This window comes from Dysosmobacter segnis (assembly GCF_014297285.1).
GTDB classification, from domain to species: Bacteria; Bacillota; Clostridia; order Oscillospirales; family Oscillospiraceae; genus Oscillibacter; species Oscillibacter segnis.
This window is the reverse complement of the sequence record NZ_JACOQI010000011.1, coordinates 56,521-78,434: the sequence shown is the minus strand read 5'-3', so window position 1 is coordinate 78,434 and position 21,914 is coordinate 56,521. Positions and strand designations below refer to the sequence as shown.

Sequence of the window (21,914 nt, the reverse complement as noted above, 5' to 3'; positions counted from 1 at the left end):
TTGCCGCGTGGCTTTGGCGGTGCGGGAAGGCTTGTAATTCAAGGGCTTTTCGCCCTCAAATTGTCTACGCCCGAGCGCCGTTTGCGGGCGGATTTCGCCTTCTGCTGGCGGTGAACCTCCTTGGCGCAGGCGGGGCAGTATTTTGTCCTGCCGGAGCGGGCGAGGATGCCCGTGCCGCAGACTTCGCAGCGGCGCAGCTTCTTGGGGCTGAGGATGGCCTGTTCCAGCTTTGGCTGCTGGGGCAGCACGGCGCGGCGAAACCACCGGCAAAGCAGGCTGCGGGAGATGTACTGCGGGCAAGCGCCGTCCAACAGCAGACAGTCGCCGCCCGAAAAGTTGCAGCAGCGCTTTGTAAGGCCGCGCACGCTGCGGAGCTGCCCCGGCGTCAGGCGAAAGAGCGAGCCGTCCGGCAGCCGTTCGATGGGGTCAAGCTTGTACATCTTCACCCTCCTTTGCGATGAGCTTTGCATCCGCTGGGTAGTTCAGCGTAATGAGGGCGGGCTTGCCCAAGCCCTGCTTGCGCCGAACAATCAGGCCGCTGTACTCCAGTTCCCGGAAGATCCGCGTGGCGCTCTGGCGGCTGCGGTGGAGCTTGGTTTGCGCCTGCTCCAAGGTGAAGTACAGCCGAATCGTGCCGTCCGGCTCGACGTAGCCGTTCTGCCGGGAGATGCTGGCTCTATCCAGCAGCAGCGCATAGAGCACCTTCGCGTCGTTGCTGATGTCCCGCAGGGCTTCGTCTTGGAGAAGGAACCTCGGAAGCGGTACATAGGACGCCGCCGGGCTCTGCGCCGTGAGCTTGCAAAAGGTTTTCATCTGACCTCCTATCCCATCCATCCCATCAGGTGTATTGATTGGATTGATAGATTGATTCTTTTGAGAGTTGATTTATTTCTTATTAGTTAGAGGATGAATTTCGGCCCCGATGGAGGGCACGAAAACCGTCGTCCTGAAATCCGGTTGCGGAACGCTCCGGAGCGTCAGCTTGTCCACCGTCTGAAAAACCGGTGACGGAAAACCCACACATGGAAAAGCCCGTTGTGGTCAAAGCTCGTCCTTTTGCCGTACTTTCAGCAGCTCCCAGATCTCGGCCTGCCGCGCTTTCAGCTCGACAACGTCATCTTCATAAACGTGCCCGGTGCTGTTGATACGGCGGCAAATCTGGTTGATGTTCGAGGCGACGTGGCTGACGGCGGCAGCTAACCTTTTCTGCTCGGTGTAATCCACCTTGATGATGTACCCGTCGATTAGCATCTTCCGGGCGTAAGCGCCGAAGTTGTGCGTCCTCAACTGGCGCATTTTGTGCTGGATGAGATTCAGTTCCTGCTCGTTCAGGCAGATTTCCTTGCGGATGGGTCGCGTGCGATCTGGCATGTATTACTTCCCCCTCAGTTCCAGACAGAACTCATCATCGCCTTCCTTCTGGATTTGCAGGTAATCCGTGTCGGCAAGTTCTGTTAAAACAACGGAAATCCTTTCCTCCGGCATGTTCAGCTGACAGGCCAGTTCCGACAGCTCAACGCCTTCATCGCCAAGGGCGTAGAGGATTGCGGCGAAGCCTTTTGCCTCAACAGAAAGGTGCGTGTCTTGCAGCAGTTCTGTGGGGACAGCGGTCATGTGGGTACGGTTGTGGTAAGTGATCATAATGTTTCTCCTTTCAATTTTGAAAAACTTTGTTTGAAGGGCGGCTTGGAAGCGAAGCTGTTTGCCTTTCACTTTACAACGGACAATTTTCAAGAGAAAAACAGGGGTCGAGAGAAAATTATTTTCCCCTTCTATATAACCAACGGGCAAAATAAATCAGAGTGTCACGATTTTGTCTCACAGACGTTTTCCTCTCTACTTTACAACGGACATTTTTCCTCAAAAACTTGGCACCCCCTTTTCAAAAAACTTTTCTTGCCTCTGATCCTCCCTCTACTTAGCTAAGTGAATCAGAGATCGGTTTTGTCCCAGATTTCTCAAAAAAGTTTCGGAGACGGAGAGACAAGCCCTGTGTTCTGCTTCAAATTGCCCTTTCTACTTTCCAACGGACAAAATGATGCGGCCTGTCACGGTTCTGTCATAACAAGGGCAAAAAAAAGAAGCGCCTGCCACTACGACAAGCGCTTAGATTTGCATCAATTATTCGAGCAAATCCTCTATATCCCTTTGATTGTATTCAGTTTTTTGCATCAGCCGATAGACACCGTCTGCCTCATCCCGCTGCTGCAAAAGCTGGGCGAACGCCCGATAGAGTGCGGCCTGCCGACGCTCGATCACGCCGCGATTCTGCTGCATGGCATCTGCTGCTTTGCGGATGGACAGCCCCTCGGAAAAGCGTTTCCGGAAGAGATTGGCGTAGTCGTTGAGCACCGTTTTGAGCGACTGCTGGGCAAACGCGAGATCCTCACACATGGCCTGATATGCCTCGCGGTTGGATACGCCGATGTACTGCTTCCGTTCCCGGATGAGTTTGTATCGCCGCAGATCCATCCGGTAGTTTTCACAGATGTCCTTGGCGTATTCATAGTAGGTTCTGCTGCAACGGATGGCGCGCTCCGCGTACTCGTCATCAACATAAGTGAAGGGCTTGCTTTTGGGCTCCGGAAAGCCGTCCTCATACACTTCGCGGACGGTGCCTTCGTCGATCTCGCGCCGGGTTTGACGGACGTATTTATCCCGCAGCACACCATCCACCTCGACCTGTTCGCAGAAGGACGTGTACCGAATGAGGTAGTAATGCTCGTTGTCTTCTTTGGAAAAGCTGGCATCCTTGCAGACCACGATGGACTCGCCGGTGTCGATGTCCTTGAGCACCCGAACAACGAAGATGGGCTTTCCGTCGTACCGCGTGTAAAACCCGGCAAATACCCGTTTGAGTGCCATAAGAAAGCCCTCCTTCCGCTGATTTTCTTACAGTATAGCACAGATTTCGGCGGAGAGAAAGAGCGGCGTTGGAACGGAGAAAACTGGGATTTGGTAGATTAGCAAGCACAGCCGCTGTCCGGACACGCGGCGATTTTGGGATAATCCCAAGCCCTTATTCCTGATTGGAAATATATGTCGAACTGCGCAGAAAAGCCCCTTGAGAGGCGGCTCAAGAAGCATCCCAGCGTAGATACAGTCCCCGCACTGCACGGATACCGCCTGCGCTTTTCCGTAAACCTGTTGTACATATCGTGCCTCCTTTCGCGTTCGCCATGTTGGCTTCTATCATCACCCATATGGTAGCGTAACCCGAAAGAAAAGGTTAACGTGCGAAAAACAATTTGCAAGCTTAATAGCGCCGATGTGAGGAACGAATCATCATCGATGCGATGGTTATTATATTGCCGTATCACAGAAAACATTTTCGCCAAATCGCAGGATTTACTTGAATTGGACGCGCTGATCTGCTATAATACAGTCATTCTATAGCGTGGAGGGACTCTATATGGCAAGTTATAAGCCGAGAGTGATTGACTTGACTATTGCAAATCGCCTGAGAAACAAAGGCGCGATCCTTGTGGAAGGAGCAAAATGGTGTGGAAAAACAACCACCTGCGAACAGCACGCCTCCAGTATTTTGTATATGAGCGACCCGGATCGGGTAAAGCAAAACCTCCAGTTGGCGGATATCAGCCCTCGTTCCCTCCTCCAGGGTGAGACGCCGCGCCTGATCGACGAATGGCAAATGGCTCCCAAGCTGTGGGATGCTATGCGGTTTGAAGTGGATCACCGGGACGGCTTCGGACACTTCCTGTTGACCGGTTCCGCTGTGCCTGCGGAGATGGAGCAGGTGCATCATACGGGTACCGGCCGCTTTGCGTGGATCAAGATGCGGCCCATGAGCCTGTATGAGTCCGGTGAGTCCTCCGGCGCAGTCAGTCTCGGTGCGTTGTTTTCCCCCGATGATAAACCAATCTTTGCGGAAAACAAGTCTACACTGGAGGATATTGCATTTCTCATCTGTCGCGGCGGCTGGCCCCAAGCGACCTTCCTGGATGGCGACGATGCACTGGTACAAGCCTTTGACTACCTGGATGCAGTTGTGAAGTCCGATATCAGCCGAGTGGACGGCGTTTCCCGCAATGAGACCCGCGCACGGCTCTTGATGCGTTCTCTTGCGCGTCATCAGGGAACACAGGCACCGAACACCACGATCTGCGAGGATATTAATGTCAGTGACGATATGGAGCTGAGTAAGGATACCGTCGTATCCTATACGAATGCGCTGAAAAAGATCTTTGTGATAGAGGATTGCCCTGCCTGGAGTCCGAATCTTCGCTCCAAGACAGCGATCCGTACATCCGACACACGCTATTTTGTCGATCCTTCTATCGCCACTGCAGCGCTGGGCATTGGCCCAGGTGATCTGCTGAACGACCTGGAGACCTGCGGTCTGTTCTTTGAAACGCTTTGCATCCGCGATCTGCGCGTCTACGCGGAAGCACTGGACGGCAGCGTGTATCATTTCCGCACCAAAGAGGGCTTGGAGTGCGACGCCGTTATCCACCTGCGCAACGGAAGCTATGGCCTTGTAGAGGTCAAGCTCGGCGGAGACAGGCTTATTGAGGAAGGTGCGCATACGCTGAAGATTGTCGCTGGTAAGATCGACACGACAAAAATGAAAGAACCCTCCTTCCTAATGGTTTTGACCGGCACCTCCCCCTATGCCTACCAGCGCGAGGATGGCGTGTATGTGGTGCCCATCACAGCACTGAAGAATTAGGGGAGCCTATAATAATGCCGATAGTGTTTCGGTACCTTGGATTATAGAACGAGCAAGGAGCAGATGATTATGATAGATGTTTCAAATTTGAAAGACACCTTAAAAACTCTGGGATTTGTTGCATATGGCGATATATATGAAAAGGTATTTTCTGAGATTGGGTGCAGCCTGAAAGTAGATTTCCAAGCAAAAAGACTGATTTATCCAAATGAAATAAAGGGCAGAGAGCGCAACGATGGTTTTGATCAGAAAGAGAACTTCGTTGTATTTGAATGCGTATGCCGTCTTTTGTCAAAAGGATATCGTCCGGAACATATAGAGCTGGAAAAAGAGTGGCATCTTGGGCACGACGCCAAAGGCGGACGCGCCGATATTTGCGTAAGTGATACAAACGGAAATATGCTTTTTATTATCGAGTGCAAAACCTGGGGCAGAGAGTACGACAAAGCGCTTAATAATACAAAAAGCGACGGAGCGCAGTTGTTCTCCTATTGGCAGCAAGAGCAGTCTTGCAAATGGCTGGTTTTGTATGCCTCTGATTTGAGGAGTGGCTGTATTGCATATAAAGCACCTACGATTGACTGTTCCGACGATGCAAATATCATCCTGCTTTCAAAAAAGGATAAGTCTATAAAGCTCTATCGGGATGCGCATACCACATCAGCCAAGTATGAAGCATGGAAAGAAACCTATGGAAGTCAGATCCATGACGATCTGATCTTCTCCGAAGATTCCGTTGCCTATCAAATTGGGGTAAAACCGCTTCGGAAAAAGGACCTTCGCGATTTCACACCAGATGATAAGATTGTCAACAAATTTGAAGAAATCCTGCGGCACAATAATGTGAGTGACAAGGAAAATGCTTTCAACAGACTTGTTGCGCTGTTTATTTGTAAGCTTGTCGATGAAAGCACAAAGAGTGAAGACGACGAAGTAGAATTCCAGTATAAGCAAGGAACGGATACATACGAGACTCTGCAAGATCGACTCCAGCGGCTCCATCGAGACGGTATGAAGAAATTCATGCGCGAGAAAACTTTTTACATTTCTGCTGATTATCCAGAACGGCTATTTTCGACATATACCGGTTCCAAACGCAAACAGGCGATTGAGGATCTTCAGAACACGATCCGTATTTTGAAATTCTATTCGAATAATGATTTTACCTTCAAAGATGTCCACAATGAAGAACTATTCTATCAAAACGGGAAGATCCTCGTTGAGATGGTGCAGTTGTTTGAGAAATACAGAATTGTCTATCCGTCCAAGCATCAATTCCTGGGCGATCTCTTTGAACAGCTGCTGAACAAGGGGTTCAAGCAAAATGAAGGACAATTCTTTACGCCAATGCCGATAACCCGTTTCATTTGGGATAGTCTTCCTGTTGACCGGATGGTAAAGTCTGATAGAGGAAACATTTATCCAAAGGTCATTGACTACGCCTGTGGAGCTGGACACTTTTTGACTGAAGCTATCGAAGCGATCAATTATTTCGTGCAGTCAGATGGAAATAACGCATGGGCCAGGGATCACATTTACGGAATCGAAAAAGACTATCGTCTTGCCCGCGTTGCAAAAATATCCCTGTTTATGAACGGCGCGGGAGAGGGCAACATTATTTTCGGCGACGGGTTGGAAAATGCACCTGATAAGGGGGTCGAGAACGGCACTTTTGATATTCTGGTGGCTAATCCGCCATATGCAGTAAAAGATTTTAAGCAGCATTTACAACTTAAGAATAACAGCTTTACCCTTCTTGACCGAATTGGTATGAACGGCGGAGAGATCGAAACACTGTTTGTAGAGCGAATTGCGCAGCTGCTAAAGCCGCAGGGAGTCGCGGCGGTGATCCTGCCGAGTTCTATTCTCTCGAATGACAGCGCAAGCTACACCGGAGCCAGGGAGCAGCTTTTGCAGAATTTCTATATCCGAGGAATTGCCGCCTTTGGTTCCAAAACCTTTGGCGCGACCGGGACCAATACCGTTGTGATGTTTCTGGAAAAATTCAATGAACCGCCGAAACAGATTGACCTGTCAGCAGATTCGGTGGATGCGGTTTTCAGCGGTGCAGAGCTTGCTGAATGGAAAGATAAGGACATTTTCGAGGCATATCTTACACAGATTGATGTCGGTGAGAATGAGTACAGAGCCTTCTTGAATAAATCCCTTTCCGTTGCAGACCTGGAAGGATCCAAATACTTCAAAATGTATGTGACGGCGTTTGCCGATTCCGCAGATGCGAAGAACCTGCTGAAAACAAAAGCATATCAGCAGAAAAGTGCTGACGAGCAGGCAGCCGTGTATCTGGAAAAATTGTATTCGTACGCTTACTCCATTGAGCGGGAAAAGCTGTTTTATTTCTCGCTGGTGTATCAGCAGACAACTGTGATCATTACGGCTCCGGCAGATAACAAGGCACAGAAAGAATTCCTTGGATATGACTGGTCAAACCGCAAAGGCAACGAGGGCATTCAAATCATCACACCAGGTGGCAAGATGTATGATGATGCGGATCGCGCGGCGGAAGGAACCCTTGCAAATGCAGTCAAGGCATCCTTTGAAGGAGCCGTTCCGCAGTTTAGTGAGGACCAGCGTGTTTACGGAGCCGTTGCTGCCACAAAAGACATGTTGGATTATTCCAGGGTCAGCTTCAATAAATCTATCAGGGTGAGTGTCAACAAGAAGATTGTTATTGAAAGCAAATATCCTCTGAAAACGATCGATGAATTACAGGTGCTATTAAAGCGCGGAAAGTCACCGACATACGGCGATTCGAAAGTACAAATCATTAAATCCGGTCAGGCACGTGGGTATCTGGATTTTGACTTTTCAACGAAATATTATCTTGCTGAGAATACCGAGCTTGATGAGCGAAAGCTTCAAAAGGGAGATATATTGATCAATTCGACAGGTGTTGGAACGGCAGGCCGCGTAACCCTTTTTGAGTTGGACGGCGATTATGCGGCAGACAGCCACATCACAATATTCCGCCCCAACAGCGAAGTATTACCCGCTTTTGTATTATTGGTGCTGTCGTCAGTTGTCGGATTCAAAACGCTTGAGAAGATGGCAGATGGTTCAAGCGGACAAGTCGAGTTGTCTATTGAAACCATAAAAAACATTAAGATCCCCACTCCGCCTATTCCCGTTCAGCAGAAGATTGTAGACGCATGCGCTGAAATCGACGAGGAATACAATATCGCCCGCAGGAGCATTGAGACCTACAGGCAGAAGATAGCGGATCTGTTTGCAAAGCTGGATGCTGCTGTATCAGCCAGCGGGGACAGGCTGAGCCTGTCTGATACAGAAAAATTCAGCATTGCTATTGGTAAGCGGGTTTTGGGCAAAGAGCTTAAACTGATTCTTAACTGGACGAAAACGCTACTTAAGGGTAGCTTCCGAGAGCCTATCTTCCTTTATGTTGGCAGCTCAGCCCTTACAGATACTGAGCTTATTTATCAGCAGTCGAAGGGGCTCACAGTTGTCGAATGGAATAAACTCATTACTTCAACCGACGATTATTTAGATCGCTACAATGCGATCTTTGCTGCACTAAAGAATCAATCTAAGTTGTCATTGGAGGGGAAATCAGAGGACGAAGCATTTGAGATCCTGTATAATTTGCTTCAACCGTTAGACCGTTTGAATGCCCTTCGAATCGAGGACGTTTCAAAACGACTGTATCCATATATCAGAATACGCGACGACGGAGTTATTGGCTTATCTCAAAGGGACGATCTTTTGTTAAAGAGATTCTTTGCCATTAATCTAATGCCAGATTCTCAACAGAATAACCTTACAAAAGATGTATTGGGAAAATACCATTGCATTCTCAATGTCTTCAGAAAAGCGAGAATACTTGAGGTAGAAGATGGTCACAAATACAGGCGTTTTGTTGCTGGCGAGGTGCCGTTTGCAGATAAGAATTGTATTCTGTTCGATTATTCTGCTATGCACGCATTTTCAGAAAAGACATATAAATCACTGGATAAAAACTATAAAAAAGCATTTTATCTATCTCGGCTAAGGCGTTATGACGAAGCGTTCTTTCACTTTTCTGAGATCGCAAAGCAAGCTTTTAAGGATTCGGACTATCTGCTGTACTATTTTGCGGAGTCCAACTGCATCAGCCTACGGAAAGTAATCAAGAATGTAAATACATGGTATCGCTGCTATGATCTTGATGCTGTCGAAGCATTGTCTCCAAATGACTCAGAGGCTGAAAACTTGTTTAGACGCCTTCCGGTAGAATTCCGAAATATATATGACAACCTCAGAGATATTCATAGTGCGAATATGCTATATAAATATTCGTATGAGGCTTTTACTGACGGACAAAAGCTTCAAAAAGCGATTGAGTCTGGATCAACACAACATTGATGTTATTGGATTACAAACGCAAATCAAGAATTGTCTCGCATTACTCAGATATGTTAGCATTTCACAGGGTTTGGTTGATAAGATATGCGGCTTCATCCTTGCACAAGAGTTTCGGGAAATACTGATAAATGATAAGGTCCTATTCCTTGATCGCCAACTGGTGCACAGGAAAATGTACAGCAAAACAACGAGCAAAATCGTAGAGAATACTCTGATTTCGTATTTGGATAAACATATTGCTGCCTTAAAAAAGGGCGAGAGGTTTGAGTTGTTCTCAGCAAGCACGGGTATCAATTATTGCAATCTTGTCCATTACATTTCTGCACCAGAGGAGAAATACTATTCGCGAAGACTGTCTATGAGAATCTCGCAGATTATAAATAATAATCTGTCCCAGATGTATTATCAGATAACTCAGCACTACTGCGGATATGTTTCAAAGAATCAACAGAAAAAACTTATCACATGGGCTAACAAACTAATACAAATGAATTTTAGCTTTGATTTGTTTAAAATGCTTGTGCAATGTGATGCGCGTATTAGTAAAGCAGCTAAAACGCAACTGAAGGTATACCTTAAGCAAAGAATAGATGCGGCTAAAAATAAAAATAACAATGGCGTAGTCGTATATCCAACTAAACAACCATATGAAGAATTAGATCAGGTCGGTTATTGGTGTCTTCTCAATGTTCTCAAAGCAAAGGACTTCCAGGAGTTCCTCGGCAATAGTGAGGCGTTTGACTTCTATTGTGAATACACAAAATTTGATTTCAATAAATTTGATGTTTCGTGGCTGCTAAACCTTTACCCACATACATTGGAGCAGATTGCAAAAAATGAGAAGGTCAAAGGATGCGTACGAGTTGCCATAGCAGATGCATTGAATGATGGAGAAATAGCATTATCGGACAGCCAACGACTTCAAAGCATCCTTGTCAAGCATTTTTGCTAGGCTGGTCTCCACAAATTACCATTATTTAATTATAATTTTCAGCAAAAAGAGGCTGACGCTTTCCCACTCGAATCCATTGGCAGACGGTGCGGTGGTTATAGCCGGTAAAGTCCACAGCGGTGGTCACATCGAACACGTCCGGCAGCACGGCTATCTTGCCCTCGTAGTAGCGTTGAAGCTTCTTCTCGTCCTTGGCGCACGGTGGATGGAGTGCTTTCCGCTTACTGATTTGGCTGGCAATTTGCATCTGCTTCTTATTCATAATCTCCGGTTTCTTTGAATTCCATAGCACCGTATTTCCTAACAAAAGTCGAGCAACTTGTGGCAACACATTCTCATGATATCTGCGCTGTTGTGACCCTGAGTAATAATTCTGCTATACCCCATTATACCCTTGATTTCTTGGGTATAACGGGGTATAATTCTGCATAGAATAGTATCTCACAGGAGGTGCGCTATGGACTTATCTGAGATGCAAACCCGCGTGGCGGAGTTGGAACAGCAGATATCAAATTTGCCTGCCGGTTCCATTACGAAGAAAACCGTCAACGGCATGGAGTATTTTTACCACCGTTGGACGGAGAACAAGAAGCGGCGGGAGAAGTATATTCCTGCTGACGAATTGGAGAATTTCCGTGCTCAGATCGAGCGGCGGAAGGAACTGGAACAGGAGCTGAAAGCGCTGAAAAAGCAGCTGCCCAAGGCGAAATCTGCGAACCCTTCTGCGTTTACTACCAATGTCCGCACCGGCGAGGCGCTGCGTTCCTTTGCGGCGTCTGTTCGCGGCTATCGCAGGCGCGAGTGCTTCCGGCAGCTGCACGACTTTGTTTACGGCGAGCCGCAGAACAAGGTGTTCATTCTCTACGGCCTGCGCCGGACGGGGAAGACCACCATGATCCGCCAGATTTTCGCGGAGATGAGCGACACGGAGCTTGCCAAGGCAGCATTCATTCAGATTACCGCAAAAGACACGCTGGCAGATGTGAACCGCGACCTCAAGCTGCTGGAAGCGCAGGGCTTTCGCTATGTGTTCCTCGATGAAGTGACGCTGATGGAGGATTTCATTGAGGGCGCAGCGCTGTTCTCTGACGTGTTTGCGGCCTGCGGCATGAAGATCGTGCTCTCCGGCACGGACTCGCTGGGCTTCCTCTTCACCGAGGATGAGCAGCTTTACGACCGCTGCATTCTGCTGCACACCACATTCATCCCTTACCGCGAGTTTGAATCCGTCCTCGGCGTTCACGGCATCAATGAGTATATCCGCTACGGCGGCACCATGAGTCTCGGCGGCGTCCACTACAACGAGACCTCTACCTTTGCCAGCAAGGAAAGCACCGACGAATACGTGGACACCGCCATTGCCCGCAACATCCAGCACTCCCTGCGTTGCTATCAGTACGAGGGACATTTTCGCCATCTGCGGGATTTATACGAGAAGGGCGAGCTGACCAGCGCCATCAACCGGGTGGTGGAGGACATCAACCACCGCTTCACGCTGGAGGTGCTGTCGCAGGATTGGAAGTCCCACGACCTTGGCATTTCCGCCAGCAACCTGCGCCGGGATCGGAAGAACCCGACGGACATCCTCGACCGCATCGACCTTGCGCTTGTCACCGACAGCCTGCGGAAGCTGCTGGAGATCCGCAACAAGGCAGAACAGACCGTAAAACTGGACGATGTTCATGCGGCGGAGATCAAAGAATACCTGGATTTGCTGGACCTGACGCGGGAGATCGACATGCTGCACCTGCCGGATGTCAGCACGAAGTCCGGACGCACGGTGATCGCACAGCCAGGTCTCCGCTATGCGCAGGCGGACGCGCTGATTCGCAGTTTGCTGTTGGATGAAACGTTCAGTGCCCTGTCTCTTGCGGAGCGCACCGCCGTGCAGCAGCGCATCCTGACCGAGATCAAAGGGCGGATGCTGGAGGACATTGTCCTGCTGGAAACCAAGCTGGCAAACCCCAAGAAGCAGGTATTTGTCCTGCAATTCCCCGTGGGCGAATTTGACATGGTGGTGTTTGACCCGGAGGCGGGCTCCTGCCGGATTTTCGAGATCAAGCACAGCGAAGAAGCCGCTCCACAGCAGTACCGCCATCTGATCGACGAACAAAAATGCGCCCAGACCGAGCACCGCTACGGCCCGATCACCGGAAAGTTCGTCCTCTATCGCGGGGAAAGCCAAGTGATAGACGGCATTCAGTATCAGAACGTAGAAGAATATCTGAGAAGCCTTGCATGATAAAACCGCCGCCCCAATTTTCTGTTCGGGGCGGCGGTTTTTATGATGCAGCTTGTCATATGACAAGCTGTGACGCAAAATAAACTTGACGTATGACAAGTAGAAATGCGCAAAAATCGTGCGGCGGGACTGTACGAATGCAGTCGATGACGAAAACAATAATGTCCTAAATAGCATGCATCACTCATTCCATCAATCATTTTCTCGGTTCACATGAGTGATGCCCTCCGAACTGGCACGATCAGCGCGCGAAAACCTCTGCCTATCCGCAGAAATTTTCAGATTCTTCCCTTGGGTACCTTTTCAAATGGATTCCGATCCGTTATAATATATCTACCAACCTAACGAATAACGCGAGGTGCCGCCATGAAAACGAAAGATACGCCGAAGCAATATGTCATCTACTCCCGTAAGTCCAAATTCACCGGCAAGGGCGAGAGCATCGAGAACCAGATCGAGCTTTGCCGCCAGTACATCGCCATGCACTTTGGCGAGGAAGCGGCGGAAAACGTGCTGGTCTACGAGGACGAGGGCTTTTCCGGCGGCAATCTGGAGCGCCCGCAGTTCAAGAAAATGATGAAGGACTCCCAGAAGATCGCCTTTGCCGCCATCGTGGTCTACCGCCTCGACCGCATCAGCCGCAACATCGGCGACTTTGCCAAGCTCATCGAGGATTTGGGTGACCGGCACATCGACTTCATCTCCATCCGCGAGCAGTTCGACACGTCTTCGCCCATGGGACGCGCCATGATGTACATTGCGTCCGTGTTCTCCCAGCTGGAGCGGGAGACCATCGCTGAGCGCATCCGGGACAACATGCACGAGCTGTCCAAGACCGGACGCTGGCTGGGCGGCACAACACCCACGGGCTACGCCTCGGAAAGCCTGTCCAGCGTGACGGTGGACGGCAAGGTGAAGAAGGCCTGCAAGCTCAAACCCATTCCGGAGGAAATCCAGCTGGTCAAGACGATCTTCGAGGTGTTCATGGAAACCGGCTCTCTCAGCAAGACCGATCAGTATCTGTTGGAGCATCGCTGTGTCACGAAGCGTGGCAAGCAGTTCACCCGCTTTGCCATCCGGGCCATTCTCACCAACCCGGTCTATATGATTGCCGACGAGACAGCGTATCAGTATCTGAAAGAAAACAATGTTGACCTGTTTGCCGAGCGTTCGGAATTCGACGGCGAGCACGGTGTCATGGCGTACAACCGCACGCTCCAGCGCCCCGGCAAGGCAAACCAGATCCGCCCGATGGAGGAATGGATCGTGGCGGTGGGCAAGCATCCGGGCATCATCGCAGGCAGCGATTGGGTGCGGGTGCAGGCTATGTTGGATGTCAACAAATCCAAGAGCTACCGCAGACCCCGCAGCAATGTGGCGCTGCTGTCCGGCCTTTTACGGTGCGGCGAATGCGGCGATTACATGCGCCCGAAGCTGACCAACCGCCGCACAGCGGACGGTGAGCTGATCTACACCTACATGTGCTCCACCAAGGAGCGCAGCCACGGTACGGTCTGCTCTATGAAAAACTGCAACGGCAACACACTGGATGCCAAGATCATTGAAGAGATCCGCAAGCTATCCGCCGACAAGGAGACCCTTACCCGGCTGCTGGCGCAGACCAAGAAGGTCATCAGCGGCAGCAAGGAGGGTTACGATGCAGAGCTTGCGCTGCTCCGGGAAAAGCATGCCGAGACGGAAGAGCGCATCAAACGGCTGGTGGACTCCCTGTCCGTTGCCAGCGACACCTCTGCGAAGTACGTCATGGAGCAGATCGACGCACTCCATCAGGAGAGCGAGACACAGCAGCTGCGCCTTGCCGAGCTGGAAACCCTCGCCGAGCAGAGCCGGATGCTCCATGAGGAGTTTGCCTTCCATCAGGAAATGATCGAGTCGTTTGCCAGCGCGGTGGATTCTGCCACGCTGGAGGAAAAACGCCGCCTTCTGCGCACTATCGTCAAAAAGCTGGTCTGGGATGGAGAAAATGCCCACGTTTACGTTTTTACGGTAGACGGAGAGGTTGATTTGCCGCCCATAGAGCATCCTATGTATCCGTTAGGAGAGGATAGCGAATGAGATTTTAATGTATTTCCGGTCTCAGAAAAAATTGCAGGGAGAAGTATCCCTGTCGGAGACCATCGAATCAGATCGGGAGGGCAATGCCCTACAGCTAATGGACGTCATCGGTGTAGATGACACCATGCTGGAGGACCTCTATGACCGGGACAGCGCCCTCCGCCTGCGGCGGTTGGTGAAGGAGTGCCTGACCCAGCGGGAATCAGAGGTCATCCGTCTGCGGTACGGTCTTGGCGGCACCGTCCCCCTGACCCAACGGGAGATCGCCTCCACATTCGGCATTTCCCGGAGCTATGTATCGCGTATTGAGAAGCGGGCATTGGAAAAGCTGCGGGCAGAACTGGAAAAGCCTGTGGGCAGCGGAGCCGGTCAATAGCAGGACCGCAGGCCAGTTTCGGAGACGCATCCGGAAAAATTGCGGACTTTCAGCAATCCATCAAAAATCTTTGCGGATATTTTATGCCTGTTTTCCAGTTTTTAACTTGTAAAACATGGAATTTTATGATATTTTGACAATACACACAAGATCATGCCCGCAGTGATATCTGCGGGCACATTCTTATTGGGAAGGAGTTGTGGGAACATGGAACAGCGCAGAACGGTGCTGCTGGCAGATACCAGCACGGAATTCCGCATTCTGCTGCGGGAAGCCATGGAAAAAACAGGAGAATTTTGGGTGGATGTAGCTCAAACCGGTGACGAAGTTCTGGAAAAAGTTCAGGAGCAGGAACCGGATATTCTGATCATGGATGTGATCCTGCCGGGGCTGGACGGTCTCAGCGCTCTGCGGGAGCTGCAGGAGCTTGGCTACGCTCCCATGACCATTCTGACCTCCGCATTTGTTTCCGACCAGACGTTGGCGGAAGCAACGGAGCTGGGCGCTGCCTATTTTCTGCCAAAACCCTTTCGGATGGACACGCTGTTGGACCGGATGCGGAACCTGTTCTGGGAAAAGCCGAAAGCCACCCGCCCCTCTCTGAAAGCCCGCGTCACCCACATGCTTCATGATGCAGGTATGCCTGCCAATATCTCCGGCTACCAGTATCTGCGGGAAGCGATCCTGATCACCGCCGCCGATCCAAGTGTACTGAACAAGGCTGTAACCAAGATCCTCTATCCTGAGATCGCCCGGCGTTACGGTACCACTGCCCTTCGAGTAGAACGATGTATCCGCAGCGCCATAGAGACCGCCTGGGACCGGGCTTCGCCGGAGACACTCCCCAAATACTTCGGCTGCACCGTCAGCAGTCAGCGTGGAAAGCCCTCCAATGCGGAATTCATTGCTCTGCTGGCAGAACGGCTGACTCTGGAGGATGATCAAGCTCTCAGAGCCTGACAGCTTTTCACAGTCTATATAAAAGGAGACAGGCTCGCCCTGTCTCCTTTTTTGCGTTCGTTTTCATTCGACAGCATCAGAGTGTTCGTTTCATTTTACGAAAACGTATACGTTTTCGCGTCAAATTCGTTTTTTCTTCCTCCAAAAATAACAACCAAAGGTCGGCCTTTTTATTTGTGCACTTTACACAGTGTACGTGAAATTGAATAAAAAAATCATGGGAAAATAGCCATAATCCTCCTTGACAATTCCGTTAAGAATTCTTTATAATGGTAGCAAGGAAGTGCAAACGTTTGCGACCGGAGGACGGCACACCGCCGGTCAGACTGCGCACAGAACTGAGAAAAGAGAGCAATCTGCTGTCCCTGCAATCCCCGGCAGACTTCAGAAAGAGGTGTTATCGTGTCGAAAAATGGATTACCCAGAAAACCCCTGACCAAGCGGCGTTTAAAGAACCTGATCCTGAATGTGCTGAAAAACCCCTTTAACATGGTGGTGCTGGTCAGTCTCATCATCCTGTTCTGCCTCATCATCATCCCTCTGCTGACCATGATCTCCAGCACCTTTACGCTGGCTCAAGGCGAGCTGCGCCGGGTCCAGGGTCACGTGGGCGACTTTACCCTGTACTACTGGAAATACATCCTTGCCAGCACCATGTCCGGCGCCGTGCTGTGGGGGCCACTGAAGAACTCCTTTATCTGCGGCTTCTTCACCGTGCTGGTATCGGTCCCCCTTGGCTCCGTGCTGGCCTGGCTGATGATCCGCACAGACATCCCCGGCAAGAAAATTCTGGGACTGCTGGTGACCGTGCCCTATATGATCCCTTCGTGGACCAAGGCGCTGGCCTGGCTGGCCATGTTCCGCAACTCCACCTCCGGCGCCAACGGCTTTCTGGCCGGTATGGGCATCCCCATCCCCGACTGGCTGGCCTACGGTCCCATTGCCATCGTGCTGTGCATGTCCATGCACTATTACGCATTCTCCTACATCATGGTCTCCGGCGCGCTCCGCTCCATCAACTCCGAGCTGGAGGAGATGGGTGAGATCCAGGGCGCCAGCAAGGCCCAGATCCTGCGGCACATCACCCTGCCCCTGATCCTGCCCTCCGTGCTGTCTGCCACCGTCATGACCATCAGCAAATCCATCGGTACATACGGCGTCCCCGCCAACCTGGGCAACCGCATCGGCTACTATACGCTGGCCACCAAGATGCGCAACTTCATCGACCAGGGTCCCCAGGCCGTGGGCTACGCCATGTCCATCGTGCTGGTGCTGCTGGCTGCCGTCATCATCTTCTCCAACCAGCGGATCGTGGGCGTCCGGAAGTCCTACGCCACCGTCAGCGGCAAGGGCGGCCGCGCCACGCTGATGCCTCTGGGCAAGGCCAAGAAGCCTCTGATGGCATTTTTGATGGTATTCCTCTTCCTGGCCATGGTGGTGCCCTTCTTCGTGCTGATTATGGAAACCTTCCAGATCACCACCGGCGCCGGCTACGGGCTGGATAACCTGACCCTCTACAACTGGATCGGCAAGTCCGGCCAAATTGCCAAGTACACCAACTACGAAGGCATCTTCCGGAATCCCAAGTTCTTCAGTGCCTTCTGGAACACCATCCGCCTGACCCTCATCGGCTCCATCATCACCGCCATCTGCGGCCAGTTCCTGGGCTATATCAGTTCCCGGGGCCGTGGCAAGTGGTACGGCGACCTGACGGAGCAGATGGTGTTCGTGCCCTACCTGATGAGCGGCATTGCTTTCTCCACCATGTATTTCTCCATGTTCTCCCGGCCGCATTTCGGCGGACTGATGCCCTCCCTGTACGGCACCTTTACCCTGATCGTGCTGACCTCGGTGGTCAAGCACTTCCCCTTCGCCAGCAAGTCCGGTACCGCCAATATGCTCTCCATCAGCGTGGAGCTGGAGGAGGCGGCAGATATCGCCGGCGCCAGCTTCTGGAAGCGGATGAGTTCCATCATCGTGCCGCTGGCGAAAAACGGCTTCATCTCCGGCTTCATGCTGACCTTCATCTCCATTGCCAAGGAGTTGGATCTGGTCATCATCATGATGACTCCCTCCACCCAGACCATGTCCTATCTGGCCTTTACCTACTCGCAGGAGGGCTACAACCAGATGTCCGACGCGGTATCCGTCTGCGTGCTGGTCTTCATTCTGGTGTGCTACACCGTGGCCAACCGCTTCGGCGCAGACCTCAACAAGAGTATGTAAGTCCCGGAATTGTGACAGAACAGAAAGGAAAAATGATATGAGCCGCATTGAATTGAAGCACATTGATAAATTTTACGGCAGCAACCACGTCCTGCGGGACATCAACCTCACCATTGAGGACGGCGACTTCATGACCCTGCTGGGGCCCTCCGGCTGCGGCAAGACCACCACGCTGCGTGTGGTTTCCGGACTGGAAAAGCCCCAGAACGGCACCATGACCATCGACGGCGTGGAGATGATCAACGCAGACGACGCCTATTACGCCGAGCCCAGCAAGCGGGGGCTGAATCTGGTGTTCCAGTCCTACGCCCTGTGGCCCCACATGACGGTCTACGACAACATCGCCTTCGGCCTGAAGATCCAGAAGATGAGCAAGGCGGAGATCGACCGCCGGGTCATGGACTCCCTGCGGATGATGCGTATTGACATGTACAAGGACCGCTATCCCACCGAGCTGTCCGGCGGCCAGCAGCAGCGGGTGGCCATCGCCCGTGCCGTAGCCTCCAGCCCCAAGCTGCTGCTGCTTGACGAGCCGCTGTCCAACCTGGACGCCAAGCTGCGCATTGATATGCGTGCGGAGCTGCAGCGCCTCCATAAGGAACTGGGCACCACCATCATCTATGTGACCCACGACCAGACCGAGGCATTGACCATGTCCACCAAGATCGCCCTGTTCAAGGCCGGCGAGCTGAATCAGGTGGCCACCCCCACGGAACTGTACAACAACCCCATTGATCTGGAAGCGGCGGACTTCATCGGCAATCCCCGCATCAACCTGCTGGACGGCAAGGCCGAGGTTATCAACGGCCAGCTGGTGGTTAAGAGCGATCTGGGCGGCCACACCTTCCCCGCCGAGCACCTTACCAGTGAGGAATTCCCCAAGAGCGGCGAGTTCGACTGCGTGCTGGCCATCCGTCCCGAGCAGATTGCCATCTCCACCCAGCCGGTGGAGGGCGCCATTCCCGTTACCATTTACGCCAACCAGCCCGCCGGCTCTGAAACCATCACCACCCTGAAGGCCGGCACCGACGAGTTCCTGGCCAAGGACATCGGCCAGATCCGCTACGATCTGGATCAGAAGGTCTGGGCCATTATCGATCAGGATAAGATCAACATCTACAACAAGGAAACCACTCGGTTGATCAAACGTGCGGTATAAGCCGTGTTTTGATAGGTCCCCCACTCGGCCGTGTCTGCGGCGCGGTCAAAATATGAAAGGAGTCCCGATGAATATGAAGAAGTTTTCTGCACTGCTTCTCGCGCTTTCCATGGTGCTGAGTCTGGCCGCCTGCGGCGGCAAGAGCACCGACCAGCCCTCCGACGATTCCCAGTCCGGCAGCGAAGCTGCCGCCAGCGACCTGCACCTTGGCTATGACCTTAACACCGGTGAAAATTATTACGGCCCCTACTATGACGACTGGAGCGAAAAGACCGACGACGAGCTTTATGAAGAAGCCCTGACGGAGGACACCACCATCAACGTCTACGCCACCTCCTCCAAGATGATGAAGGTGGAGGAGAGCTTTGAGGAAACCTACCCCGGCCTTGATCTGGTGGTATTCGATCTGGACAACGACGAGGTGCTCTCCAAGGCCAAAATCGAGCACGACACCGGCAACATCACCGCCGACGTGCTCCAGACCAAGGATGTCAACGGCAACGTGTTCCACGAGTGGTACAATCAGGACATTCTGGAGCCTTATTTCCCCAAGGACATCTGCTCTCACATCGACGAGGAAAACCTGAAATATGGCTATCCTCTGTACGCCTCCCAGTCCATGTGGTTCTACAACACCGCCGCCTTCCCCGATGGACAGCCCATCCACAGCTGGTGGGAGATCATTGAGAAGAAGGACGACGGCACCCAGAAGTACCACCTGTTCACCAAGGAGATCGGTCAGGAGTCCGCGTACCTGTCCCTGTTTGCCAGCTTCATCAACAACGCCGACGAGATGGCGCAGTCCTATAAGGACACCTACGGCAAGGATCTGGAATACACCTACGATGCCTCCGATTTCAACTTTGAAGTTCCCGAGAAGAACGCCGGCGTGGAGTACCTGTGGCGCTTCTCTCAGGCCGAGATGACCTTCATCGGTGACGGTGATGAGCTGGTGCTGGCCGTCCACAACTCCACCGCCGACGAACCCGCCCTGTGCCTGGCCTCCGCCGGCAAGATCGGCAACCGTGACGAATCCGGCTACAACATCGCCTGGTGCCTGAATCTGGAGCCTTACACCGCCCTGCTGAATCTGGAGTCCCTGTTCATCGCCAAGGGCACCAACAGCCCCGCCGGCGCCCGTCTGTTCGTCCGCTACATCACCGGCGGTGCCGACGGCCAGAGCGAAGGTATGAAGCCCTTCAAGAAGGAAGGCAACTGGCCCGTCCGCGACGACGTGGAGGACAAGAAGAACCCCGCAAAGCTCAGCGAACTGGGCGCCCGCGCCAACGACCTCAGCGCCATCTATTACATCTATCCCGACGTGCAGGATATGTGGACTTACTGGCTGTCCAAGAACCCCAAGATGAAGTAAATTCAAGCACCGCGATTTTCCCGGGCGGCGGCAACCGCCGCTGCCCGGGCCTTTTGAATCATTCAGATAGGAGATAACATGAACCAGGATTTTGAAAAAGAACTGCGCCGGGCAGAACGGGAAAAAGAACAGGCCAGACGGGTGGAATCCTTTTGGGATGCCTTCCGGCTGACGGAAAACGGCCATGTAAAAAGCACGCTGCTGCTGAATTCCTTCTGCCTGTCCATCCTCTTTCTGGCAGTTTACGGCGCGGCCTTCTTTCTGCTGACCGATCCCATTCACGCATGGCTTGCCCTTGCGCCCCGGGCGGTAGAAAATCTGGTCAGCGCGCTGCTCCCCGCCCTGATCGGGACAGCAATCTGCGCGCTGACCCACCTGATCTGCCACCCTCAGACTGTTCTGGCTGCATACGGCTGGCTCTTGCTGCTGGCCCTCGCCAGTCTGGTGACCATGCTGCTCCTGCTGCGGGGCGATCACGGCGCGTCGGTCCTGTTTCTCCAGCTCTTCGGTATGATGGTCCCTGTGCCGCTGCTGATGGGTTTTGGAAGCTCCTGGTGGCTGCTTCGCCGCAGAAACTCTCTCTGAATAACCGTTTTTTCCCATGTATGCAACTTTAAAAAAAGGCTGTGAAACTATGATAGATACTGTATTGTTCGATATGGGTGGCACTCTGGAGGACATCTGGGTTGACGATGAAAGCCGCCATTCTTCCATTCAGGGCGTGCTGGATATTCTACGCGCTCACGGCATCGATCTGAACATGGACTTTGAAACTACGGCTCAGAGCATCAATGCCGGCTGGGAACGTTACGGCGCTTACCGGGACCCCCGGCAGCGGGAGCTGAAGCCGGAGGAGATCTGGGGCAGCTTCGTTTTGACGGATTTCGGCCTGAATGAAGATTCTGTGCGTCCCTACGCCGAGGAGCTGGCCCACATGTGGGAGATCACCCACTATCACCGTACTCTCCGCCCCCACGTGAAGGAAATGCTGGAAGGGCTGAAGGGGCTGGGTATGAAGCTGGGCGTCATCAGCAACACAGCCAGTCTCTATCAGGTGTTTGACGTTCTGAAAGACTACGGCATCCGGGACTACTTCCAGGATGTGACGCTTTCTTCCGTCACCGGATATCGCAAGCCAGACCCCAACATTTTTCTGGTCTCCCTCCATCAGGTCCAGTCTGACCCCGCCAGCTGTGCCTATGTGGGCGATACCCTCTCCCGGGACGTCATCGGCCCCATCCGCATGGGCTTCGGCGCCACCTTCCACATCGACTCCTACCTCACCAAGCTGAAGGACACCAATGTTCCCGCGGACGTGAAGCCCACTTACAGCGTGAAGGACATTTATGAGGTCTACACGATTCTGAAGGACGCCCGCTGATCCCTGTTTTGATGTATGACAAGAAGGCCCGGACCGCTGTGGCGGTCCGGGCACTTTTTGCGGCTTTCAGTCGGGGTGCAGATCAGCAGTCCGCCAACGC

The 21,914-nt window shown here is 52.3% G+C and carries 18 protein-coding genes; 12 read left to right on the top strand and 6 right to left on the bottom strand.

Going from position 1 to position 21,914, the window contains the following annotated elements:
• Positions 1-38: 38 nt before the first annotated feature.
• From H8Z83_RS11775 to H8Z83_RS11755, 5 genes are all read right to left on the bottom strand, one after another.
• Complete coding sequence (locus tag H8Z83_RS11775; protein WP_187015218.1) at positions 39-440, bottom strand: cysteine-rich VLP protein; 402 nt, start codon at positions 438-440, stop codon at positions 39-41.
• Entirely contained in the window at positions 427-813 is a 387-nt protein-coding gene (locus H8Z83_RS11770) for a replication initiator protein A (RefSeq protein WP_187015217.1), read from the bottom strand. Before H8Z83_RS11770 ends, H8Z83_RS11775 begins: the two co-directional genes overlap by 14 nt.
• 228 nt (positions 814-1,041) lie before the next feature.
• Complete coding sequence (locus H8Z83_RS11765) at positions 1,042-1,371, bottom strand: plasmid mobilization protein (RefSeq protein ID WP_187015216.1); 330 nt, start codon at positions 1,369-1,371, stop codon at positions 1,042-1,044.
• A gap of 3 nt (positions 1,372-1,374) precedes the next feature.
• Positions 1,375-1,641 (bottom strand): hypothetical protein, encoded by a 267-nt coding sequence (locus H8Z83_RS11760; RefSeq protein ID WP_187015215.1) that lies wholly within the window; start codon positions 1,639-1,641, stop codon positions 1,375-1,377.
• A gap of 480 nt (positions 1,642-2,121) precedes the next feature.
• The gene (locus H8Z83_RS11755) at positions 2,122-2,865 is read right to left on the bottom strand and encodes a hypothetical protein (protein WP_187015214.1); all 744 of its coding nucleotides are present in this window, start codon (positions 2,863-2,865) and stop codon (positions 2,122-2,124) included.
• 547 nt (positions 2,866-3,412) lie between these two features.
• Here H8Z83_RS11755 and H8Z83_RS11750 point away from each other — a divergent pair.
• From H8Z83_RS11750 to H8Z83_RS11740, 3 genes are all read left to right on the top strand, one after another.
• A complete protein-coding gene (locus H8Z83_RS11750; protein WP_187015213.1) occupies positions 3,413-4,690 on the top strand; it encodes an ATP-binding protein in 1,278 nt (425 codons plus the stop codon).
• Positions 4,691-4,759: 69 nt separating this feature from the next.
• On the top strand, positions 4,760-9,070 hold the full coding sequence (locus H8Z83_RS11745) for an N-6 DNA methylase (protein ID WP_187015212.1): 4,311 nt from the start codon (positions 4,760-4,762) through the stop codon (positions 9,068-9,070).
• Positions 9,071-9,242: 172 nt separating this feature from the next.
• Positions 9,243-10,022 (top strand): hypothetical protein, encoded by a 780-nt coding sequence (locus H8Z83_RS11740; RefSeq protein ID WP_187015211.1) that lies wholly within the window; start codon positions 9,243-9,245, stop codon positions 10,020-10,022.
• A gap of 25 nt (positions 10,023-10,047) precedes the next feature.
• On the opposite strand, the gene H8Z83_RS11735 is transcribed toward H8Z83_RS11740, so the two are convergent.
• Positions 10,048-10,284, bottom strand: coding sequence for a hypothetical protein (locus H8Z83_RS11735; RefSeq protein ID WP_187015210.1), 237 nt, complete (start codon positions 10,282-10,284; stop codon positions 10,048-10,050).
• Between the two features lie 195 nt (positions 10,285-10,479).
• Between H8Z83_RS11735 and H8Z83_RS11730 the strand changes: the two genes are divergently transcribed.
• The 9 genes from H8Z83_RS11730 to H8Z83_RS11690 all read left to right on the top strand — a co-directional run bounded on the left by H8Z83_RS11730 (position 10,480) and on the right by H8Z83_RS11690 (position 21,814).
• Positions 10,480-12,264 (top strand): DUF6788 family protein, encoded by a 1,785-nt coding sequence (locus H8Z83_RS11730; RefSeq protein ID WP_187015209.1) that lies wholly within the window; start codon positions 10,480-10,482, stop codon positions 12,262-12,264.
• 366 nt (positions 12,265-12,630) lie between these two features.
• On the top strand, positions 12,631-14,340 hold the full coding sequence (locus H8Z83_RS11725; protein ID WP_187015208.1) for a recombinase family protein: 1,710 nt from the start codon (positions 12,631-12,633) through the stop codon (positions 14,338-14,340).
• A 7-nt stretch (positions 14,341-14,347) separates the two neighbouring features.
• Positions 14,348-14,716, top strand: a complete 369-nt coding sequence (locus H8Z83_RS11720) for a sigma-70 family RNA polymerase sigma factor (protein WP_187015207.1) — start codon at positions 14,348-14,350, stop codon at positions 14,714-14,716.
• A 207-nt stretch (positions 14,717-14,923) separates the two neighbouring features.
• The gene (spo0A, locus tag H8Z83_RS11715) at positions 14,924-15,676 is read left to right on the top strand and encodes a sporulation transcription factor Spo0A (protein WP_187015206.1); all 753 of its coding nucleotides are present in this window, start codon (positions 14,924-14,926) and stop codon (positions 15,674-15,676) included.
• A gap of 402 nt (positions 15,677-16,078) precedes the next feature.
• On the top strand, positions 16,079-17,902 hold the full coding sequence (locus tag H8Z83_RS11710; RefSeq protein WP_187015205.1) for an ABC transporter permease: 1,824 nt from the start codon (positions 16,079-16,081) through the stop codon (positions 17,900-17,902).
• 37 nt (positions 17,903-17,939) lie between these two features.
• Positions 17,940-19,061: an ABC transporter ATP-binding protein gene (locus tag H8Z83_RS11705; RefSeq protein ID WP_187015204.1), complete on the top strand. Its 1,122-nt coding sequence runs from the start codon at positions 17,940-17,942 to the stop codon at positions 19,059-19,061.
• Positions 19,062-19,134: 73 nt separating this feature from the next.
• Positions 19,135-20,433 carry a type 2 periplasmic-binding domain-containing protein gene (locus tag H8Z83_RS11700; protein WP_187015203.1) on the top strand — a complete coding sequence of 433 codons (1,299 nt, stop codon included), beginning with the start codon at positions 19,135-19,137 and terminating at the stop codon, positions 20,431-20,433.
• A 78-nt stretch (positions 20,434-20,511) separates the two neighbouring features.
• Positions 20,512-21,018, top strand: coding sequence for a hypothetical protein (locus H8Z83_RS11695; RefSeq protein ID WP_187015202.1), 507 nt, complete (start codon positions 20,512-20,514; stop codon positions 21,016-21,018).
• Between the two features lie 49 nt (positions 21,019-21,067).
• Positions 21,068-21,814, top strand: coding sequence for an HAD family hydrolase (locus tag H8Z83_RS11690; protein ID WP_187015201.1), 747 nt, complete (start codon positions 21,068-21,070; stop codon positions 21,812-21,814).
• Positions 21,815-21,914: the final 100 nt, after the last annotated feature.

What these genes read in the sequence shown, in the direction of transcription:
- H8Z83_RS11750 (WP_187015213.1), top strand. Translation starts at nt 3,413, where the DNA reads ATGGCAAGTTATAAGCCGAGAGTGATTGACTTGACTATTGCAAATCGC.
- H8Z83_RS11745 (WP_187015212.1), top strand. Translation starts at nt 4,760, where the DNA reads ATGATAGATGTTTCAAATTTGAAAGACACCTTAAAAACTCTGGGATTT.
- H8Z83_RS11735 (WP_187015210.1), bottom strand. Translation starts at nt 10,284, where the DNA reads ATGAATAAGAAGCAGATGCAAATTGCCAGCCAAATCAGTAAGCGGAAA.
- H8Z83_RS11755 (WP_187015214.1), bottom strand. Translation starts at nt 2,865, where the DNA reads ATGGCACTCAAACGGGTATTTGCCGGGTTTTACACGCGGTACGACGGA.
- H8Z83_RS11770 (WP_187015217.1), bottom strand. Translation starts at nt 813, where the DNA reads ATGAAAACCTTTTGCAAGCTCACGGCGCAGAGCCCGGCGGCGTCCTAT.
- H8Z83_RS11690 (WP_187015201.1), top strand. Translation starts at nt 21,068, where the DNA reads ATGATAGATACTGTATTGTTCGATATGGGTGGCACTCTGGAGGACATC.
- H8Z83_RS11700 (WP_187015203.1), top strand. Translation starts at nt 19,135, where the DNA reads ATGAAGAAGTTTTCTGCACTGCTTCTCGCGCTTTCCATGGTGCTGAGT.
- H8Z83_RS11725 (WP_187015208.1), top strand. Translation starts at nt 12,631, where the DNA reads ATGAAAACGAAAGATACGCCGAAGCAATATGTCATCTACTCCCGTAAG.
- H8Z83_RS11695 (WP_187015202.1), top strand. Translation starts at nt 20,512, where the DNA reads ATGAACCAGGATTTTGAAAAAGAACTGCGCCGGGCAGAACGGGAAAAA.
- H8Z83_RS11720 (WP_187015207.1), top strand. Translation starts at nt 14,348, where the DNA reads ATGTATTTCCGGTCTCAGAAAAAATTGCAGGGAGAAGTATCCCTGTCG.
- H8Z83_RS11765 (WP_187015216.1), bottom strand. Translation starts at nt 1,371, where the DNA reads ATGCCAGATCGCACGCGACCCATCCGCAAGGAAATCTGCCTGAACGAG.
- spo0A (WP_187015206.1), top strand. Translation starts at nt 14,924, where the DNA reads ATGGAACAGCGCAGAACGGTGCTGCTGGCAGATACCAGCACGGAATTC.
- H8Z83_RS11775 (WP_187015218.1), bottom strand. Translation starts at nt 440, where the DNA reads ATGTACAAGCTTGACCCCATCGAACGGCTGCCGGACGGCTCGCTCTTT.
- H8Z83_RS11705 (WP_187015204.1), top strand. Translation starts at nt 17,940, where the DNA reads ATGAGCCGCATTGAATTGAAGCACATTGATAAATTTTACGGCAGCAAC.
- H8Z83_RS11740 (WP_187015211.1), top strand. Translation starts at nt 9,243, where the DNA reads ATGTACAGCAAAACAACGAGCAAAATCGTAGAGAATACTCTGATTTCG.
- H8Z83_RS11760 (WP_187015215.1), bottom strand. Translation starts at nt 1,641, where the DNA reads ATGATCACTTACCACAACCGTACCCACATGACCGCTGTCCCCACAGAA.
- H8Z83_RS11730 (WP_187015209.1), top strand. Translation starts at nt 10,480, where the DNA reads ATGGACTTATCTGAGATGCAAACCCGCGTGGCGGAGTTGGAACAGCAG.